Source organism: Achromobacter aegrifaciens (assembly GCF_902859735.1).
Lineage (GTDB): Bacteria > Pseudomonadota > Gammaproteobacteria > Burkholderiales > Burkholderiaceae_B > Achromobacter > Achromobacter aegrifaciens.
The window spans coordinates 181,812-200,301 of the sequence record NZ_CADIJY010000001.1; the positions used below are offsets into that span (position 1 = coordinate 181,812).

Consider the following 18,490-nt stretch of genomic DNA (forward strand, 5'->3'; position numbering starts at 1 on the left):
CGATGCGCCGCGCCCACGCCCGCAACGCTCCCGACGCCCCGGCTCTGCGCTGGCTGGGAGGCGCGCTGCTCGCCGCACTTTGGCTGGGCGGCAGCGAGACGGCCAGGCCGGCGCTGCCGGCGTTGAGCCTGCTTGCGCCGCTCCTGTACCAGACGGTGCGCGGCATACGCGCGGCGGATCCGGCGCTGGTCGAAACCGGTCGGTCTCATGGCTTGAACGGCTGGGCGCTCTATTGGCATGTGCTGCTGCCGGGCGCATTGCCGTTCATCCTGACGGGCCTGAGGCAGGGGCTGGGACTTCTATGGCTGACCCTGATCGCATTGGAACTGTTCGCGACGCCGACGCGACTGGGAATTCCGCAATGGCTGGGCAGCGGTCCGCCGGGTGCGACGACGCTGTTGCTGGCGATTGCGCTCTACGCGGCTCTCAGCGTGGGCTCGGGGGCGCTGGTAAGCGCGCTGGAGCGCTGGCTGCTGCGCTGGAGGCCGCGATGATGTTCATCAATCCCAACGAATTCGAGCTATTGCAGCACCTGGACGTGCGCCAGCCGACGGAGCCGGACGAAGCGCCCGAGGCCGAGCCGCAGGCTGCGCTGCGCGTGACCTTGCGCAAGCTCGCCAAGCGCCACGGCGACCGCATTGCCTTGCAGCCGCTGGACCTGGAGATCGCGGCCGGCGAGTTCGTGGCCGTGGTCGGGCGCGCCGGCAGCGGCAAGAGCACCTTGCTGCATCTGCTGGCCGGCAAGCTTGCGCCCAGCGGCGAGCAAGGTGGCGAGCCGGGCCGTCCGCCGCTGCTGTTCGACAACTTTCCCGTCTGGGAGCCCGACGCCCGCGTGCGTCTCTTGCTGTCGGACTCACGCCTTTTGCCCTGGAAGACCGTGCTGCACAACGTCGCCCTGGGATTGCCCGACACGGGGCCGGCGGCCGAAGCGTTGCGGCAGGTCGGACTGGACGGCCGCGGCGGCGAGTGGCCCGCGCAACTATCCGAACCGCAGCGCCAGCGCGTGGCGCTGGCCCGGGCCCTGGCGCGCCGTCCCGGCTTGTTGTTGCTGGACGAGCCTTTCCAGGAGCTGGATTCGCTGAGCCGCATCGAGGCGCAGCGGCTGCTGGAGGATCTCTGGCGCCAGCAGGGCTTTACCGCCGTGCTGTCGACCGACGACGCGGCCGAGGCCGTGGCGGTGGCGGACCGCATCCTGGTGCTGGACGAAGGCGGCGTGGCGCTGGACGAGCGCGTCGACCTGGCGCGTCCCCGCGTGCGCGGTTCGGCCGCTGTCGCCGCCCTGGAGGCCCGCGTGCTGCGCGCCGCCTTGCGTCAACAAGACACGCCGGACGCTGGCCGTCCCTTGGCGCCCGTCATCCAGATCCGGCACCTGAGGCTGGCGGTCTGAGACCGCGCCCGGCGATTCCCCCATGGGCGGCATGACACCGCCCTTTACCCCAGGAGCAAGACCATGAGCATTCAATCCATCAACGCCCGCAACCAGTTCCGCGGCAAGATCAAGGAGATCATCCTGGGTCCGGTGGTGTCCGAGGTGGACGTGGATACGCCGGCCGGCATCGTGACCTCGGTGATCACTACGCGGTCGGTCAAGGAGCTGGGCCTGGAGGTCGGCACCGAGGTGCTGGCTTTCGTCAAGGCGACCGAGGTTTCCGTCGCCAAACTGTGAACCGAGGCAGACCCACGCCGGCGCTTCCCCTGCGCCGGGGTTAGGCATATATTGTCAGCGCGATATCCGGCAGTTCCTCCTGGCTTGTGGCTTTACGCTTGGCGATACACGGAGAACGGAAAATGCGTCGACTGCAACAATGGTTCATCGGCTGGTTATGCCTGGGGTTGGCGGTCTGCCTTCCCGCCACGGCGCAGACCAAGCTGGACAACGCGCAACTGGATCAGTTGATGGCGCCCGTGGCGCTGTATCCGGATTCGCTGCTCTCGCAAATCCTCATGGGTGCGACCTACCCCGACGATGTCGCGGCGGCCGCCAAATGGTCGGCCGCCCACACCTCGGAATCCGGAGACCAGGCCGTCAAGGCGGTCGAGGGCGAGTCCTGGGATCCCAGCGTCAAATCCCTGGTGGCCTTCCCCTCGGTCATGGACATGATGGGCCGCCAGCCTGACTGGGTGAAATCCGTGGGCGACGCCTTCCTGGCGCAGCCCGACGCCGTCATGGATTCGGTCCAGCGGCTGCGCGTCCAGGCGCAGAAGGCCGGCAACCTGAAGAGCACGCCGCAGCAGAAGGTCACCTCCAGCACCACCAACGACAAGACCGTCGTGGTGATCGAGCCGGCCGATCCGCAGGTGGTGTACGTGCCCAGCTACAACCCGACGGTGGTGTACGGCACCTGGGCCTATCCCTCCTATCCGCCTTACTACTATCCGCCGCCTCCGGGCTCGGTGTTCGCCACCTCGCTGGTGGCCGGCATCGGCTTCGGCCTGGGCGTGGCTGCGGTCAACTCCATGTGGGGCGGGTTCGACTGGGGGCATAACGACGTCGACATCGACGTCAACCGCTACAACAACATCAACGTCAACCAGCGCATCGACCGCAACAACATCAACAACAATAGAACGACCTGGCAGCACAACCCGGCCAACCGCGGCAATACGCCGTATGCCGACCAGGCCAGCCGCCAGCGCTTCGACAGCCAGCGTCAGGCCGGCGTGCAGAACCGGGCGCAGGGGGGCCGCGCGCCGGGCGCAGCGGCAGCGCCGAACTCCCGCGATGCCGCGCGCCAGCGCGCGGCGCAGTCGTTCGAAGGCCGTACCGGGCAGTCCATACCCGGCCATTCCGAACCGGGCGCGGGGCGCGGCCAGGGGGCGGGCAGGGGAGACGCCGCGGCCAATCGCGGGCAGGGACAAGGGCAGCGGGCCGGACAAGGCGGGCAGGGCGGACAAGGCGCCCGCGACCGGGCGCAGGGCGGCGGGCAGGCGCAGCACAGCCGGCCTGCCTCCAGCGTGTCCACGCAGGACCGCCAGGCCGCGGCCCAGCGCCAGCGCGCCGACGAAGTGGCCGCACGCGACCGCGGCCGCGCTTCCAATAGCGCCAACGCGCTGAGCGGCGCCGGCAACGGCGACCAGATGCGGCAGCAGCACACGCGCAGCGAGATGAGCCGCGGCGGCGGTGGCGGCCCGCGCGGCGGCGGACATGGGGGCGGCGGACGCGGCGGTGGCGGCGGCGGACATTTCGGCGGCCGGAGATAAGCATCATGGACAAGGGAACTCTCATGACCATTGCTCGTTTGCGCGCGCTGGGCGCCGCGTCGCTGCTGGCGCTGGGCCTTGCGGCCCCCGCCGCGGCGCAAAGCCTTTATCCGAGTCCGCAGGCCGCCGCCGACGCCTTCGTCGACGCCATGGCCACCAGTGACCTCGACAAACTGGCCAAGGTGTTGGGGCCGAATCATCGCAAGATCGTGCCGGGCGGCGTGGCGCAGGACGACATCTACCGTTTCCTGGCGGCCTGGTCGCGCAAGCACGAGATCGTGGCCGATGGCGGCCGTTCCTGGCTGGCGGTCGGGGATTCGGGCTGGACGCTGCCCGTACCCATCGTGCGCGCCGGGCAGGGCTGGCGTTTCGACCCGGCGGCGGGCACGGCGGAAATCCGCCGCCGCGCCATCGGCCGCAACGAACTGACCGCCATCGAAACGCTGCGCGAGCTGCAGGCCGCGCAGGGGCGATACAAGGACAGCGTGGGCCAGGGACGCTACGCGAGCCGCCTGGTCAGCCGTCCGGGACAACGCGACGGGCTGTACTGGCCCGAGGTGCCGGGCGCACCGCAGCAGGCCTACGGGTTGGACGCGCTCAGCATGGGGCCGGAGGTGCCGCTGGACGACGCTTACTACGGCTACCGGTACAAGGTGATACCGGGCGCGGACGGAGGCTCGTACCGAATCGTGGCCTGGCCGGCGCGCTACGGGCAGACGGGCATTGACTCCTTCGTCGTCGGTCCCGACGGGCGCGTGTTGGAAGCCGACCTGGGACCCGCGTCCGCGGCACGCGCCGCGGCCTTGCGGGAACGCGATATCAGTGCCGGAACCTGGACCGACGCCGACGCGCAACCCGTTGGCAGCAAATGATTTTTCCGGCTTCCGAAGAGTAATCGGGACACGCCTGTTGCTGGGTCGCAACAGGCGTGTCCGTTTGTCCGCATCGGGTAGCGCGACGCCCTTTTGTCAGCCCGCTGTGCCTAAAATGGCGAGCACCGGGACCCTGCCCGATACCCCTTTGCCGGACCTAGAAATTGAACCCCATGCATTTTGTCCGCTACGCCCTCTTCGGCGTAGGGATGGCGCTTAGCGCCGCGGCGGCCTCGGCCCCGATTTTCGTCCTGAACTCCCTGGACGCCAACGTCAGCATCGTCGATCCGGCCACCTACAAGGAATTGCGGCGCGTGCCCACGGGCAAGGAGCCGCATCACCTGTACCTGACTCCCGACGAAAAGTCGCTCATGGTGGCCAACGCCACCAGCGATTCGATCACGCTGATGGATCCCAAGACCGGTGAAGTGCAGCGCACGCTGACCGGCATCGTCGATCCCTACCAGCTGCAGTTCTCGCCGGACATGAAGTGGTTCGTGACCGCTGCCAACCGCCTGGACCACATCGACATCTATTCCTGGCATCCGCTGGAAAAAGGCTTCGACCTCAAACTGGTCAAGCGCATCCAGGCTGGCAAGACGCCCAGCCACATCATGATCGACAAGGCCAGCACCACGGCCTACGTGACGCTGCAGGACAGCGATCAGCTCATCGCCATCGACCTGGCCACGCAGACGCCGAAATGGACGGTGTCGGTGGGCAAGACGCCTGCGGACGTATTCCTGACGCCCGACCAGAAAACCCTGCTGGTGGCGCTGACCGGCGACTCCTACGTCGAGGCCTACGACGTCAGCAACGGCCCGGCCAAGCTGGTGACGCGCATCAAGACCGCCGCGGGCGCCCACGCCTTCCGCGCGCAGGGCGACCACCGCCACCTGTTCGTCAGCAACCGCACCGCCAACTCCATCAGCCGCATCGACCTGCAGACGCTGGCCGTCACCGACACCTTCCCGGTGCCCGGCGGTCCCGACTGCATGGACGTGCTGGCCGATGGCAAGACCCTGCTGGTCACTTCGCGCTGGGCCCGCAAGCTCACCGTGGTGGACCTGGAGCAGAAGAAGGTGGTCAATCAGGTGCCGGTGGGCAAGTCGCCTCACGGCGTCTGGACGCTGAACCATGCTCCTACGAGATAAGCGCGTCCACGCCGCGGTGATGCTTGCGCTGGCCTTTCCCAGCATGGGAATGGCAGCGCCAGCGACCTGCGACAAGCCTGTCTACCTGACGTTCGATACCGGCCACATGGGCGTGGCCCCGCTGATCGCGGACGTATTGGCCCGCCACAACGTCAAGGTCACTTTTTTCCTGGCCAACGAGCGCACGCTGACCGACGGCTCCAGCCTGGATGACGTGTGGGCGCCCTGGTGGAAGGCGCGCGCGGCGGAAGGCCATGTCTTCGGCTCGCACACCTATGACCACGTCTATTGGCAGGCGGATCTTCCTGGCGGCAAGTTCCGCGTCAAGCCCAGCGCCGGCCCGGACGCGGGCAAGCGCGCCGAATGGACGCCCGAGCAGTATTGCGCCGAGATCAAGCGGTCCGTCACCCGTTTCCATCAGATGACGGGCAAGAACATGCTGCCGATCTACCGCGCGCCGGGCGGCAAGACCTCGCCTGCGCTGCTGAAGGCGGCCAAGGCCTGCGGCTTCGAGCACGTGGGCTGGGCGCCCGCCGGTTTCCTGGGCGATGAACTGCCCAGTGACAAATACCCCAACGCCCGCCTGCTGGACCAGGCGCTGCGCACCATCAAGCCCGGCGACATCCTGCTGGCCCACCTGGGCATCTGGTCGCGCCAGGATCCGTGGGCGCCAGCCGTGCTGGAGCCGCTGATTGAAGGTTTGCAGCGCAAGGGCTATTGTTTTGCTACCTTGGACACGCACCCGTCCTATCGCGATTGGATCGCTAATCATCACTGATCATGGATACGCTTAGTCAATTGTTCGGAGAGTGCCAGCAATGGCTCTTCGAAACGGCGATTCAGCCCGCGCTGTTCCACCTGGGCATGAGCAACTTCATCGAGGACGGCTACGACGCCACCATGTGGCTGCTGGTCGGCCTGCTGCAGATTGTCGTGCTGGTCCTGGTGTTCGGTCCCCTGCAGCGTCTGCGCCCCGTGGAGGCGGTTACCGACCGTCGCCAGATCGGCATCGACGTGCTGTACACGCTGATCCACCGGCTGGGCGCTTTCCGCCTGCTGCTGTTCTTCACCATCGACCCATTGTGGGACAGCGTGTTTGGTCAGCTGCACGTCTGGGGTTTCGCGCCTTTCCAGCTGGATCAGTACTGGCCCGGCGTGACGGACAAGGCCTGGGTCAGCCTGATCATCTACCTGTTGCTGTTCGACGCGGTGGACTACATCTACCACCGTGCCCAGCACCGTTTCGGCTGGCTCTGGGCTTTGCACGCCGTGCATCACAGCCAGCGCCAGATGACCATCTGGAGCGACGACCGCAACCACCTGCTGGACGATATGCTGCGCGACGTGCTGGTGGTGTTCGTGTCGCAACTGGTGGGCGTGCCGCCGGCGCAGTTCGTCATGGTGGTGGCCATCACTCAGCTGGCGCAGAGTTTCTCGCACGCCAATCTGCGCATGCATTTCGGCGTCATCGGCGAGCGCCTGCTGGTCAGCCCGCGTTTTCACCGCCACCACCATTCCATCGCCTACGACGCCTCCACGCCGGGTCCGGTGGGCGGCTACAACTTTGCGGCGCTGTTTCCCATCTGGGACGTACTGTTCCGCACCGCCCGCTTCGGCGTGGGCTACGGCCCCACGGGCATTCATGACCAGCAGGCGGAACTGGGCGGGCGCGATTACGGCCGCGGCTTCTGGTCGCAGCAGTGGCTGGGCTTGAAACGCATGGTGGGCCGCGACCGCGAACCCGCCGCCGCGCCGCCGTCGCCTCCGGCCTCGGTTGAACGCGCCTGAAAGCGGCCTGGCCTCAAAGGCCGCGCATGAAAAAACGAGCCCGCTGGGCTCGTTTTGTTTTGGGCGGGCAGGGAATTCCGTTTCAGGGTTGCGCGTCGTGCGTGGTTTCGCGCTTGATCTCGCCGTGCCGGCGTTCCATTTCCTGGCGCAGTTCGCGGCGCAGCCGGGCGGCTTCCATGCGTTGCTTCTCTTCCAGGTTGCGCGGTTCCAGCGGCGGCACCGCGGTCGGCGCGCCCTGATCATCCACCGCAACCATCGTGAAATAGCAGCTGTTGGTGTGGCGCACGAGCTTCTTGCGGATGTCCTCGGTGACGACCTTGATGCCGATTTCCATGGACGTGCGGCCGGTGTAGTTCACCGCCGCCAGAAAGGTCACCAGTTCGCCCACGTGGATCGGTTCGCGGAACACGACCTGGTCCACGGACAGGGTCACCACATATTGGCCGGCGTACCGGCTGGCACAGGCGTAGGCCACCTGGTCCAGGTACTTGAGGATGGTTCCGCCGTGCACATTCCCTGAGAAATTCGCCATGTCCGGCGTCATCAGGATGGTCATCGACAATTGGTGGCTAAAGGCTTCGTCCATGGCGGGCGTTCAATCTTGGATAAAACGCCTATGGTAGCGGCAGGCGCCTGTCATGGCTGCGTCTTTTCAGCGGCTTCCGGGGTTTCTTGCGTCGCTTCTTCGGGCGGGGCGTCGCGCAGCAGGGCGGGGGGCGTCCACAATCCGTCCAGCAGGGCGGGTTCCGGCGCATACACGCGCAGCAGCACGCTGACCGCGCCGGCGGCAGGCAGCGGCAGCCAGTTGGACTGTTCCTCGGGCGCGGGCGGCGCATGGCTGATGCGCAGGTCCAGCGAACCGTCGGCGTTGTAGCGCAGCGGGTCGCGGTCGCCCAGCGCGTAGCGGTTCAGCGGATTGGCCGACGGCATGCCTTGCGCGTCATAGGCCGCCAGCGACCACAGCGCCGCGGCGGGCGGCAATTGGCCGCCTTCGAAATGCAGCGTGTAGCCATGCGCGCCATCCAGCGGTGCGCCCTGGCTGTCGGCCGCCAGCAGCAGCACGCTCAGGTCTTCGGGCAGGCCCGCGCCCGGCTGCGCCTGCGCCGCCAGGGCGCGCCGCAGATAGGAATTGCCGTAGACGCCGATGCTGGCGGTTTCCTGGTGCCAGCCGTTGACGCTGCGCACCGTGGCGCCGGCTGCCGCCGTCATGCGCTCGCGCGCCGCCCGCAGGCCGCGGCGCAAGCCCTGTTTGGCAGGATGGTCGAGCTGGGCGAAGTCGAATGGCCGGCCGGCGACCAGCCCGGCGCCGCGCAGCCTGGCCAGCACCGGCTGGTCGGTGGCATGCGGCGGGTTCTTGCGCAGCAGCTCCGCCGCATATTCGAAGTAGGCGTCGGTCGGCATGGATTCGACCTGCTCGCGCACGGGGATGCGCAGATTCAGGGAAGGATCGGCCTTCAACCGCTGCGCCTGCGCGGGCAGGTTCCATTGCGCCAGCGGCGTCACCAGGAAGCCGTCCTGCAAGGCGTGGACCGCGGGGTAATCGGCAGGCCCATCGGCCTGGATCAGATTCTTGGCCCAAACATAGGCGGTGGGCGCGTCGATGCGCGCCATGCCCGAGGGCAGCACGCCGTTCCAGCCCGGCGGAACGATCACGGTATTGCCCTTGGCCGTGCCGGTGCTGCGCTTGCCCAGCGTGGCGAACACGTCGGTCCACATGTCCAGCAGCGTCAGCGTATAGAGCCGGCCTTGGGTATCCGGCACCGACAGCACCACCGGCCCGGACGTCAGGTCCAGCCAGCCGACGCTGCGCAGCATGTCGGGGTTGGCCCAGGGCGTGGCGGCGCCCGGCTGCGGCAGCGCGCGCGCGTGCAGAAAGGTGTTGGCCGGCGCGCCGTCGTTGCCGCGGGACGGATGGGTGAACTGGCGGCGGGTCAGGTCCATCGTGACCAGCGGATAGAAGTACAGATAGCCTTCCATGCCCGCCTGGTGGGCGGCCTCGGTGGCCGCCGCCGCGGGAGTCAGCGCGGCCGGGGCCGCGCGGGTCAGCGTGGCGGGCGCGAGCGCGGCGGTGATGGACAGGGCCAGGGCAACAAGGCGGCGCATCGGCGCTCCTACGGTCATGCGGAAAACAGGAGGGAAGGCTGGAGGCGCGGCGTCCCCGAATGGGGAGCGTGGGGGCCAGTCCAGACAGCCGGGAATGGTAGCAGCCGCAGGATCATCCAAAATCTGCGAAAAAACCCTATTTCGCCGCCAAATTTCAGACATAAGGAAGCTCTCTTTGGGGCCGGATGCCATGGCGCGTCCGTCCCGCAAAGCCTATACTTGGAAAAATATCCTTGGAAACCGTAGGGCTTTTTGCTTCGGCCAGCCAACGGCTTCCTCCATTTCACCAGGAGAGGAGTGTTTCATGGTCAACATGAATCGCCGCCAGTTCTTCAAGGTGACCGGTGCGACGCTGGCAGGCTCCAGCCTGGCTTTGCTGGGGGCAGCCCCCGGCACGGCCATGGCCGAAGTCCGCCAGTACAAGCTTGCGCGCATGACTGAAACGCGCAACACCTGTCCCTACTGTTCGGTCGCCTGTGGACTGCTGATGTACGGCTTGGGCGACGGCTCCAAGAACGCCCGTGCCAGCATCATGCACATCGAAGGCGACCCCGACCACCCCGTCAACCGCGGCACGCTCTGTCCGAAGGGCGCTGCCCTGATCGACTTCATCCACAGCCCCAACCGCCTGAAGTACCCGGAATACCGGGCGCCGGGCTCGGACAAATGGGTGCGGATGTCGTGGGACGACGCCCTGACCCGCATCACCAAGCTCATGAAGGCGGACCGCGACGCGAACTTCGTCGAGAAGACCGCGGACGGCAAGACCGTCAACCGGTGGCTGACCACCGGCATGCTGGCGGCCTCGGCAAGCAGCAACGAGGTCGGCTACATCACGCACAAGACTGTGCGCAGCATGGGGATACTGGCGTTCGATAACCAAGCCCGTGTCTGACATGGCCCGACGGTGGCAGGTCTTGCCCCGACGTTTGGCCGTGGAGCGATGACGAACCATTGGGTCGACATCAAGAACGCGGACGTAGTACTGATCATGGGCGGCAATGCCGCCGAGGCCCACCCTTGCGGGTTCAAATGGGTCACGGAAGCAAAGGCCCATAACAAGGCAAAGCTGATCGTCGTGGATCCGCGCTTTACGCGCTCGGCATCCGTGGCGGACTTCTACGCGCCCATACGCACCGGCACCGATATCATCTTCTTGGGCGGCGTCATCAAGTATCTGCTGGACAACGACAAGATCCAGCATGAGTACGTGCGCAACTACACGGACTTTTCCTTCATCGTGCGCGAGGACTTCGCGTTCGACGCAGGCCTGTATTCCGGCTACGACGCCGAAAAGCGCACCTACAACAAGGCCAGCTGGGACTACGAGCGCGGCGACGACGGCTACGTCAAGACGGACCCGACGCTGGCGCATCCGCGCACCGTCTACCAGTTGCTGAAGAAGCACTACTCGCGCTACACCGAAGACATGGTCGAGCGCGTCTGCGGCACGCCCAAGGACAAGTTCCTGAAGGTCTGCGAGATGCTGGCTTCCACTGCCACCACCAACCGCGCCGCGACCATCCTCTACGCGCTGGGGTGGACGCAGCACTCCATCGGTTCGCAGATCATCCGCACGGGCGCGATGGTGCAGCTGCTGCTGGGCAACATCGGCATCGCCGGCGGCGGCATGAACGCGCTGCGCGGGCACTCGAACATCCAGGGCCTGACCGATCTGGGCCTGATGTCGAACCTGCTGCCCGGCTACATGACCCTGCCCAACGAGCCCGAGCAGGACTACGGCAAGTACATCGAGTCGCGCACGCAGAAACCCCTGCGGCCCAATCAGCTTAGCTACTGGCAGAACTACAGCAAGTTCCACGTGAGCCTGATGAAGGCCTGGTGGGGCAAGTCCGCCACGGCCGAAAACAACTGGGCGTTCGACTACCTGCCCAAGCTGGACAAGCTCTACGACATGCTGCAGGTCTACGAGCTCATGAACCAGGGCAAGATGAATGGCTACATCGCCCAGGGCTTCAACCCCCTGGCGGCCGCGCCCAACAAGGCCAAGCTGAACGCCGGTTTCGCCAAGCTGAAGTTCCTGGTCATCATGGATCCGCTGGTCACCGAGACCTCCGAGTTCTGGCGCAACGCGGGCGAGGCCAACGATGTGGATCCGTCCAAGATCCAGACCGAGGTCTTCCGTCTGCCGACCACCTGTTTCGCCGAGGAAGACGGCACGCTGGTGAACTCCGGCCGCTGGCTGCAATGGCACTGGAAGGGCGCGGAGCCTCCGGGCGAAGCCAAGAGCGACATCGAGATCATGGCGCTGCTGTTCACGCGCCTGCGCAAGATGTACCAGGACGAGGGCGGCAAGTATCCCGATCCCATCGTCAATCTGTCGTGGCCGTACTCCAATCCGCAGAATCCCACCGCCGAAGAGCTGGCCAAGGAATACACCGGCAAGGCACTGGTGGAACTGACCGACCCCAAGGATCCGTCCAAGGTCACCCGCAAGGCCGGCGAGCAATTGGCCGGCTTCGCGGAACTGCGCGACGACGGCTCCACCATCAGCGGCTGTTGGATCTTCGCGGGCGCCTGGGGCCCTGGCGGCAACCTGATGGCGCGGCGCGACAACAGCGATCCGACCGGCATCGGCCAGACCCTGAACTGGGCCTGGGCGTGGCCGGCCAATCGCCGTATCCTGTACAACCGCGCCTCCTGTGACGTGGCGGGCAAGCCCTTCGATCCACGCCGCAGCCTGATCTCCTGGAACGGCAAGTTCTGGACCGGCGCGGACATCCCCGACTTCAAGGGCGATGAAAATCCCGACGGCGGCATGGGTCCGTTCATCATGAACCCCGAGGGCGTGGCGCGCTTCTTCGCGCGGGCGGGCATGGCCGAAGGGCCGTTCCCCGAACACTACGAACCCTTCGAGACGCCGCTGGGCTACAACCCGCTGTATCCGAAGGCCAAGGGCGTCACCAGCAATCCGGCCGCGCGGGTCTTCAAGGACGACCTGGCCGCGATGGGCACCGTGGACAAGTTCCCCTACGTGGCCACGACCTACCGCCTGACCGAGCACTTCCACTACTGGACCAAGCACGTCCGCATCAACTCGATCCTCCAGCCGGAGCAGTTCGTGGAGATCGGCGAGGCGCTGGCCAAGGAATTGGGCATTGCCAACGGGTCGCGCGTGAAGGTGTCGTCCAACCGCGGCTACATCAAGGCGGTGGCGCTGGTCACCAAGCGCTTGCGCGCGCTGACCATCGAGGGCAAGACCGTGCACCACGTGGGCATCCCCATCCATTGGGGCTTCGTGGGCCTGGCCAAGCCTGGCTTCCTCACCAACACCCTGACGCCGTTCGTGGGCGACGGGAATTCCCAGACGCCGGAATTCAAGTCGTTCCTGGTGCAGGTCGAGAAGGCCTAAGGAGACCGACATGTCCATGCAATCCCTAGACATCAAGCGGCGCTCCGCCACCACCACGCCGCCGCCGGGCATCCGCGAGCCCGTCACGGGCTCGGTGGCCAAGCTGATCGACGTCTCCAAGTGCATCGGCTGCAAGGCTTGCCAAAGCGCCTGTATGGAATGGAACGATCTGCGCGACGAGATCGGCACCAACGTGGGCGTCTACGACAACCCTGCCGACCTGACCGAGCATTCCTGGACCGTCATGCGCTTCTCCGAATACGAGAATCCGCAAGGCGACCTGGAATGGCTGATCCGCAAGGACGGCTGCATGCACTGCGAGGATCCGGGCTGCCTGAAGGCCTGTCCCTCGCCGGGCGCCATCATCCAGTACAACAACGGCATCGTGGATTTCCACGAAGAGAACTGCATCGGTTGCGGCTACTGCATCACTGGCTGTCCGTTCAACGTGCCGCGCATCTCCAAGAAGGACCACAAGGCGTACAAGTGCACCCTGTGTTCCGACCGCGTGGCCGTCGGTCAGGAGCCGGCCTGCGTCAAGGCCTGTCCCACCGGCGCCATCGTCTTCGGCACCAAGGAAGACATGACGCAGCACGCCGAGGAACGGATCGTCGACCTCAAGTCGCGTGGCTTCGACAAGGCCGGCCTGTATGACCCGCAGGGCGTGGGCGGCACCCACGTCATGTACGTGCTGCATCACGCCGACCAGCCCGGGCTGTACCACGGGCTGCCCAAGGACCCGCAGATCAGCCCCATGGTTTCGCTGTGGAAGGGCCTGGCCAAACCGCTGGGCGTGGCCGCCATGGCCCTGACCGCGCTGGCGGGCTTCTTCCACTACGCCCGCGTTGGCCGCAACGAGGTGTCCGAGGAAGACGAACGCCGTGCCGAAGAGGAGGTGCGCCATGAGTGAAGACCGCCATCACCGCCGGATCAAGCGCTACACGCCAGGTGAGCGCACCAACCACTGGATCATCGCCTTCACGTTCATCCTGTTGGCACTGTCCGGGCTGGCGTTGTTCCACCCGTCCATGTACTGGCTGACCAACCTGTTCGGGGGCGGTCCCTGGACGCGCATCCTGCATCCCTTCATCGGGATCGTGATGTTCGTCTGCTTCGTCGTGTTCGCCGGCCACATGTGGCGGCACAACCTCATGACGAAGGCCGATCGCCAGTGGATGCGGCAACTGAACGACGTGGTCGAGAACCGCGAGGAAAAGCTCCCGGAAGTCGGCAAGTACAACGCCGGCCAGAAGCTGCTGTTCTACGTGTTGATCCTCTGCATGCTGGGCCTGTTCGTCAGCGGCATCGTGATCTGGCGCGAGTACTTCGCGTTCTACTTCCCGATCTGGGTCATCCGCGCCGCCTCGGTGGTGCATGCCGTCAGCGCGCTGGTGCTGATCTGCGCCATCATCGTGCACATCTACGCTGCCATTTGGGTCAAGGGTTCGCTGACCGCGATGCTGCGCGGGTATGTGACGGCGGGTTGGGCGTGGAAGCATCACCGCGCCTGGTTCCGCGAACAAATCAGAAAATAAAGCTGACGGGGCGCGCTGGCAGGCGCGTCCCGCTTGCTCTGCGGCAAATGGGCCTCTCCTGGCGCCCACGCATCCGCCCAACGGCTGCTATCCTTCTCCTTGAAGGCTGGCAGCCGTGTTTTTTTATCTGGAGACGCAAGTGCAGCGAATTCTTCCGCGCGGCGAGATCGAAGCGCTAGACCATAACCGCATTCCCCAAGTCAGCCTGCCGGACCGCGCGTCGGTTTTTGCCACGCGTGCAGCCCGCTTGCGGCAGCTGGCGGCGGATAGCCCGGTGGCCGACTACCTGCTGCTGATGGCGCATCTGGTCGACGCCCAGCACCGCGCCCTGCAGGATTGCGCCGCGCCCGCGGCCTCCGAGGAGCGCATTTCGCTGGCGCAGGCGCATGGCATGCCGCCCCTGCAGGCCGTGGGCTGGCCGCGCGACCCCTTGTGGCGCAACATCCTGGGCCAGCTGCTGGACCACGTCGCCAGCGCCAAGGACGTGCCGGCCGAGGCCATCGAAGTCTGCGCCGGCCTGCGCCGCGCGCTGACCGAGTCCCCGGAGTCGCTGGAGGATCTGGCCGAGGCCGTGCTGTCCGAGCAGGACCAGGGCGTGGACGGCGCCGCCGCTCCCTTCGTGATGGCGGCCCTGCAAGTCTATTGGACCGATCTGGCCAGCCGTTTCGACGAAAAGCAGTTGCCAGTGGCCAGTCCCTTCGGCGTCTGTCCCGTTTGCGCCAGCCTGCCGGTGGCCAGCGTGGTCCGCGTGGGCGGGCAGTTCGAAGGCTACCGCTACCTGTGCTGCAGCCTGTGCGCGACCCAGTGGCACATGGTGCGGGTGAAATGCTCGCACTGCGAAGACGTGGAATCGGTGGCCTACCAGGCCATCGAGGGCCGCACGCCCGCCATCAAGGCCGAAACCTGCGACCACTGCCACACCTATCGCAAGATCTTCTACCAGGACAAGGACCTGCAGGTGGAGCCCGTGGCCGACGACCTGGCCAGCCTGATGCTGGACGTGCTGGTCGGCGAGGCCGGCTATTCGCGGGCCAGCGGCAATCCGTTGCTGTGGCACGGATCGGAGCCGGGAGCAGAGCAGTAATGGCCGCGCCAGCGCCCGCAGACGGCGTGGCCGCGGTCTCGGAGATCCCGTCGCTGGACCGGTTGCTGAATGCGCCGGCCATGCGCGCCGCGCTGGACGGGCACGGCCGCACGCAGGTGGTGGCGGCCCTGCGCCGCGACCTGGACGCGATGCGCGAACGCGCGCTGGCCGGCGGGTTGCCGCGCCAGGAACTGGAAGCCGACGCCGTGGCGGCGCGCGTGGCCGCGGCCCTGGCCCGCGCCGCCGAGCCCAGGCTGCGGGCCGTGTACAACCTGACCGGTACGGTGTTGCACACCAATCTGGGCCGGGCGCTGCTGCCCGACGAGGCGGTGGCGTCGGTGCTGCGCGCCCTCACCACCCCCGCCAACCTGGAGTTCGATCTGGACACCGGCGGGCGCGGCGACCGCGACGACCTGATCGACGAACTGTTGTGCGAACTGACGGGGGCCGAGGCCGCCACCGTCGTCAACAACAATGCGGCCGCCGTATTGCTGATGCTCAATGCCCTGGCAGACCGGCGCGAAGTCGTGGTGTCCCGGGGCGAACTGGTCGAGATCGGCGGCGCGTTCCGCATTCCGGACATCATGAAGCGCGCCGGGGCCAAGCTGGTCGAAGTCGGCACCACCAACCGCACCCATGCCGCCGATTACGAAAACGCCATCGGCCCGCGTACCGCCATGCTGATGAAGGTGCATTGCAGCAACTACGCGGTCACCGGTTTCACCAAGAGCGTGAGCGTGGCCGAGGTGGCGGCGCTGGCGCACGCGCGCGGCCTGCCCGCTACCGTGGACCTGGGCAGCGGCACGCTGGTCGACCTGACCCAGTTCGGCCTGCCCAAGGAAGACACCGTGCGCGAAACCATCGCGGCCGGCGCGGACCTGGTCACCTTCAGCGGCGACAAACTGCTGGGCGGCCCGCAGGCCGGCCTGCTGGTGGGCCGCAAGGACCTGATCCGCAAGATCAAGAAGAATCCGCTCAAGCGCGCGCTGCGCGTCAGCAAGCTGACGCTGGCGGCCTTGGAGCCGGTGTTGGGCCTGTACCGCGCGCCCGAATTCCTGGCCGATCGCTTGACCACGCTGCGCTTGTTGACCCGCCCGCAACGCGACATCCAGCCGCAGGCCGAGCGCCTGCGCGGCGTCCTGGCGCATGCGGCGGGCGAGCACTACGCGGTAGAGGCCGTGTCCATGTTCAGCCAGATCGGCAGCGGCGCCTTGCCCGTGGACCAGCTGCCCAGCTACGGCCTGGCCGCGCGCTACACCGGCAGCGGCCGCGCCGGCCGGCACCTGGACAAACTGGAGACGCAATTGCGCCGCCTGCCCGTGCCCGTGATCGGCCGCATTGCGGACGACGCCCTATGGCTGGATCTGCGTTGCCTGGAAGCGCGCGACGAACCGGCCTTCGCCGCGCAACTCGCGGAGCGCCTGGCGTGATCATCGGCACCGCAGGCCATATCGATCACGGCAAGACCACGCTGGTGCGGGCGCTGACCGGCATCGATACCGACAGGCTCAAGGAAGAGAAGGCGCGCGGGATTTCCATCGAGCTGGGCTATGCCTACACCCCGTTGCCCAACGGCGACGTGCTGGGCTTCATCGACGTGCCCGGGCACGAGAAGCTTGTGCACACCATGGCGGCCGGCGCCAGCGGCATTGATTTCGGCCTGCTGGTGGTGGCGGCGGACGACGGCGTCATGCCGCAGACGCACGAACACCTGGCGATCCTGACCCTGCTGGGCGTGGAACGCGGCGCGGTGGCGCTGACCAAGACCGACCGCGCCGATGCCGGGCGGCTGCAGGCAGTGCGCGCGGAAATCGCCGAACTGTCCGCGGGTACCTTCCTGCAGGATGCGCCGCTATACGCCGTATGCGCGTCGCAGGCCGGCGACCCGGGCGTGGCGGAACTGAAAGACTATCTGCACGGCGAGGCTCAAGCCCTGCGCCAGCGCGACAGCGCGGGCCTGTTCCGGCTGGCCGTCGATCGCGTGTTCACCCTGGCCGGCCACGGCACGGTGGTGACAGGCACGGCCCATGCCGGACTGGCGCGGGCGGACGACGACGCTGCCGACCTGCGGCTGATGCCTGCCGGCACACGCGTACGCGTGCGCAGCATCCATGCCCAGAACCAGCGCAGCGAAACCGGCGCGGCCGGCCAACGTTGCGCCTTGAATCTCGCCGGCATGGACAAGAACGCCATCGCGCGCGGCGACTGGATCGCGGATGCGCGCTGCTTTTTGCCGTCGCGCCATGTCGACGTGGCGCTGACGCTGCTGGCAACCGCCGACGCGCCGGTGCGCGCATGGGCGCCGCTGCATGTGCACATCGGCGCCGCGCGCCACGTGGCGCACGTGGTGCCGCTGAGCGCGGAATCGCTTGCCCCGGGACAGTCCGGCTGGGTGCAGCTGGTGTTCGACGAACCCGTCTGCGTCATGCCGGGCGACCGCTACATTGTGCGCAACGCGCAGGCCACGCGCACGGTCGGCGGTGGCCGGGTGCTGGACCCGAACGCTCCTGACCGCAAGCGCCGGTCCGCCGCGCGCATGCAGTGGCTGCAGGCGCTGGCGGCCATGCTGGACGGCGCCGGCCTGCATCCCGTGCTGGAGCACGCTGCGCTGGGGCTGGACGAAGACGCCTTGCAGCGTCTGACGGGCAAACCGGTAAATGAGATCGCTGCGCCGCCCGTTGCGGTATGGCTGGAGGCGCGCACGCCGCAGGCGCCGCGCACCCTGATCCTGACTGCCCATTGGGATGCGCTGCGCGCGCGCGTGGAACAGGCGCTGGCGGCCTTCCATCAAGGCGCGCCCGACGAGCCAGGCCCTGACGGCCCGCGCTTGCGCCGCATGGCCATGCCCGTCGGCCCGGATGCGCTGTGGCAGGCGGCGCTGGACGATCTGCAGCGCGATGGCCGCATCGTGCGCAATGGCCCCTGGCTGCACCTGCCGGGTCATAGCGCAACCTTGGCGCCCGAGGAGTCGGCGCTGGCCGGGCGCGTGCTGCCTCTGCTGGCGGCCGGCGCTTTCGACCCGCCCTGGGTGCGGGATCTCGCCCGCACGCTGGGCGAGCCCGAGGACCGCATGCGGCAGCTGCTGCGCAAGCTGCTGCGGCGCGGCGACGTGGCCCAGGTGGTGAAGGACCTGTTCTATCACCGCGACCAGGTGGCGGCGTTGGCAGCGCTGGCGCAAGGCCTGGCGGCGCAGCCCGCGGGCTTGAACGCCGCGTCGTTCCGCGACGCTACGGGCCTGGGCAGAAAGCGCGCGATCCAGATCCTGGAGTTCTTCGACCGCGTGGGGTACACGCGGCGTTTGCGCGACACGCACGTGTTGCGCCAGGAAAGCGCCTACGGAAGCCCGCGGCAGGCGCAGTAACCCGGTATCATGGGCGGCC

At 67.2% G+C, this 18,490-nt stretch carries 16 protein-coding genes; 14 read left to right on the top strand and 2 right to left on the bottom strand.

Annotated elements, in window-relative coordinates:
• The first annotated feature begins 2 nt into the window (after window positions 1-2).
• The 8 genes from HV766_RS00840 to HV766_RS00875 all read left to right on the top strand — a co-directional run bounded on the left by HV766_RS00840 (window position 3) and on the right by HV766_RS00875 (window position 7,015).
• Window positions 3-494: an ABC transporter permease subunit gene (locus HV766_RS00840; RefSeq protein WP_119449914.1), complete on the top strand. Its 492-nt coding sequence runs from the start codon at window positions 3-5 to the stop codon at window positions 492-494.
• Window positions 491-1,387 carry an ATP-binding cassette domain-containing protein gene (locus tag HV766_RS00845; RefSeq protein WP_175180387.1) on the top strand — a complete coding sequence of 299 codons (897 nt, stop codon included), beginning with the start codon at window positions 491-493 and terminating at the stop codon, window positions 1,385-1,387. Before HV766_RS00840 ends, HV766_RS00845 begins: the two co-directional genes overlap by 4 nt.
• A 63-nt stretch (window positions 1,388-1,450) precedes the next feature.
• Window positions 1,451-1,666 carry a TOBE domain-containing protein gene (locus tag HV766_RS00850; RefSeq protein ID WP_054455309.1) on the top strand — a complete coding sequence of 72 codons (216 nt, stop codon included), beginning with the start codon at window positions 1,451-1,453 and terminating at the stop codon, window positions 1,664-1,666.
• 122 nt (window positions 1,667-1,788) lie between these two features.
• Window positions 1,789-3,201: a DUF3300 domain-containing protein gene (locus tag HV766_RS00855; protein ID WP_054455307.1), complete on the top strand. Its 1,413-nt coding sequence runs from the start codon at window positions 1,789-1,791 to the stop codon at window positions 3,199-3,201.
• Between the two features lie 5 nt (window positions 3,202-3,206).
• Window positions 3,207-4,073 carry a DUF2950 family protein gene (locus HV766_RS00860; protein WP_054455305.1) on the top strand — a complete coding sequence of 289 codons (867 nt, stop codon included), beginning with the start codon at window positions 3,207-3,209 and terminating at the stop codon, window positions 4,071-4,073.
• A 173-nt stretch (window positions 4,074-4,246) separates the two neighbouring features.
• The gene (locus HV766_RS00865) at window positions 4,247-5,227 is read left to right on the top strand and encodes a YVTN family beta-propeller repeat protein (protein WP_054455303.1); all 981 of its coding nucleotides are present in this window, start codon (window positions 4,247-4,249) and stop codon (window positions 5,225-5,227) included.
• Complete coding sequence (locus HV766_RS00870) at window positions 5,211-6,005, top strand: polysaccharide deacetylase family protein (protein ID WP_166738279.1); 795 nt, start codon at window positions 5,211-5,213, stop codon at window positions 6,003-6,005. Before HV766_RS00865 ends, HV766_RS00870 begins: the two co-directional genes overlap by 17 nt.
• Before the next feature lie 2 nt (window positions 6,006-6,007).
• Window positions 6,008-7,015 carry a sterol desaturase family protein gene (locus HV766_RS00875; protein WP_175164513.1) on the top strand — a complete coding sequence of 336 codons (1,008 nt, stop codon included), beginning with the start codon at window positions 6,008-6,010 and terminating at the stop codon, window positions 7,013-7,015.
• Between the two features lie 82 nt (window positions 7,016-7,097).
• Here the strand turns inward: HV766_RS00875 and HV766_RS00880 are convergent, their stop codons facing one another.
• Window positions 7,098-7,601: an acyl-CoA thioesterase gene (locus HV766_RS00880; protein WP_119451221.1), complete on the bottom strand. Its 504-nt coding sequence runs from the start codon at window positions 7,599-7,601 to the stop codon at window positions 7,098-7,100.
• A 50-nt stretch (window positions 7,602-7,651) separates the two neighbouring features.
• Complete coding sequence (locus tag HV766_RS00885; RefSeq protein WP_175180388.1) at window positions 7,652-9,118, bottom strand: DUF1254 domain-containing protein; 1,467 nt, start codon at window positions 9,116-9,118, stop codon at window positions 7,652-7,654.
• A 304-nt stretch (window positions 9,119-9,422) separates the two neighbouring features.
• On the opposite strand from HV766_RS00885, the gene fdnG reads away from it, so the two are divergent.
• The 6 genes from fdnG to selB all read left to right on the top strand — a co-directional run bounded on the left by fdnG (window position 9,423) and on the right by selB (window position 18,471).
• Window positions 9,423-12,491, top strand: coding sequence for a formate dehydrogenase-N subunit alpha (gene fdnG / locus HV766_RS00890; RefSeq protein WP_147400263.1), 3,069 nt, complete (start codon window positions 9,423-9,425; stop codon window positions 12,489-12,491).
• Window positions 12,492-12,501: 10 nt separating this feature from the next.
• Complete coding sequence (fdxH, locus tag HV766_RS00895; protein ID WP_054455293.1) at window positions 12,502-13,401, top strand: formate dehydrogenase subunit beta; 900 nt, start codon at window positions 12,502-12,504, stop codon at window positions 13,399-13,401.
• A complete protein-coding gene (locus tag HV766_RS00900) occupies window positions 13,394-14,026 on the top strand; it encodes a formate dehydrogenase subunit gamma (RefSeq protein WP_119451218.1) in 633 nt (210 codons plus the stop codon). Before fdxH ends, HV766_RS00900 begins: the two co-directional genes overlap by 8 nt.
• A 139-nt stretch (window positions 14,027-14,165) precedes the next feature.
• On the top strand, window positions 14,166-15,110 hold the full coding sequence (gene fdhE / locus HV766_RS00905) for a formate dehydrogenase accessory protein FdhE (protein WP_054455896.1): 945 nt from the start codon (window positions 14,166-14,168) through the stop codon (window positions 15,108-15,110).
• Window positions 15,110-16,540 carry an L-seryl-tRNA(Sec) selenium transferase gene (gene selA, locus HV766_RS00910; RefSeq protein ID WP_175180389.1) on the top strand — a complete coding sequence of 477 codons (1,431 nt, stop codon included), beginning with the start codon at window positions 15,110-15,112 and terminating at the stop codon, window positions 16,538-16,540. The genes fdhE and selA overlap by 1 nt, the downstream gene beginning before the upstream one ends.
• Window positions 16,537-18,471 carry a selenocysteine-specific translation elongation factor gene (selB, locus tag HV766_RS00915; RefSeq protein WP_175180390.1) on the top strand — a complete coding sequence of 645 codons (1,935 nt, stop codon included), beginning with the start codon at window positions 16,537-16,539 and terminating at the stop codon, window positions 18,469-18,471. Before selA ends, selB begins: the two co-directional genes overlap by 4 nt.
• Window positions 18,472-18,490: the final 19 nt, after the last annotated feature.

Excerpts from the sequence above, each read along its gene's own strand:
- HV766_RS00840 (WP_119449914.1), top strand. The coding sequence starts at position 3 with ATGCGCCGCGCCCACGCCCGCAACGCTCCCGACGCCCCGGCTCTGCGC.
- HV766_RS00845 (WP_175180387.1), top strand. The coding sequence starts at position 491 with ATGATGTTCATCAATCCCAACGAATTCGAGCTATTGCAGCACCTGGAC.
- HV766_RS00850 (WP_054455309.1), top strand. The coding sequence starts at position 1,451 with ATGAGCATTCAATCCATCAACGCCCGCAACCAGTTCCGCGGCAAGATC.
- HV766_RS00855 (WP_054455307.1), top strand. The coding sequence starts at position 1,789 with ATGCGTCGACTGCAACAATGGTTCATCGGCTGGTTATGCCTGGGGTTG.
- HV766_RS00860 (WP_054455305.1), top strand. The coding sequence starts at position 3,207 with ATGGACAAGGGAACTCTCATGACCATTGCTCGTTTGCGCGCGCTGGGC.
- HV766_RS00865 (WP_054455303.1), top strand. The coding sequence starts at position 4,247 with ATGCATTTTGTCCGCTACGCCCTCTTCGGCGTAGGGATGGCGCTTAGC.
- HV766_RS00870 (WP_166738279.1), top strand. The coding sequence starts at position 5,211 with ATGCTCCTACGAGATAAGCGCGTCCACGCCGCGGTGATGCTTGCGCTG.
- HV766_RS00875 (WP_175164513.1), top strand. The coding sequence starts at position 6,008 with ATGGATACGCTTAGTCAATTGTTCGGAGAGTGCCAGCAATGGCTCTTC.
- HV766_RS00880 (WP_119451221.1), bottom strand. The coding sequence starts at position 7,601 with ATGGACGAAGCCTTTAGCCACCAATTGTCGATGACCATCCTGATGACG.
- HV766_RS00885 (WP_175180388.1), bottom strand. The coding sequence starts at position 9,118 with ATGCGCCGCCTTGTTGCCCTGGCCCTGTCCATCACCGCCGCGCTCGCG.
- fdxH (WP_054455293.1), top strand. The coding sequence starts at position 12,502 with ATGTCCATGCAATCCCTAGACATCAAGCGGCGCTCCGCCACCACCACG.
- HV766_RS00900 (WP_119451218.1), top strand. The coding sequence starts at position 13,394 with ATGAGTGAAGACCGCCATCACCGCCGGATCAAGCGCTACACGCCAGGT.
- selA (WP_175180389.1), top strand. The coding sequence starts at position 15,110 with ATGGCCGCGCCAGCGCCCGCAGACGGCGTGGCCGCGGTCTCGGAGATC.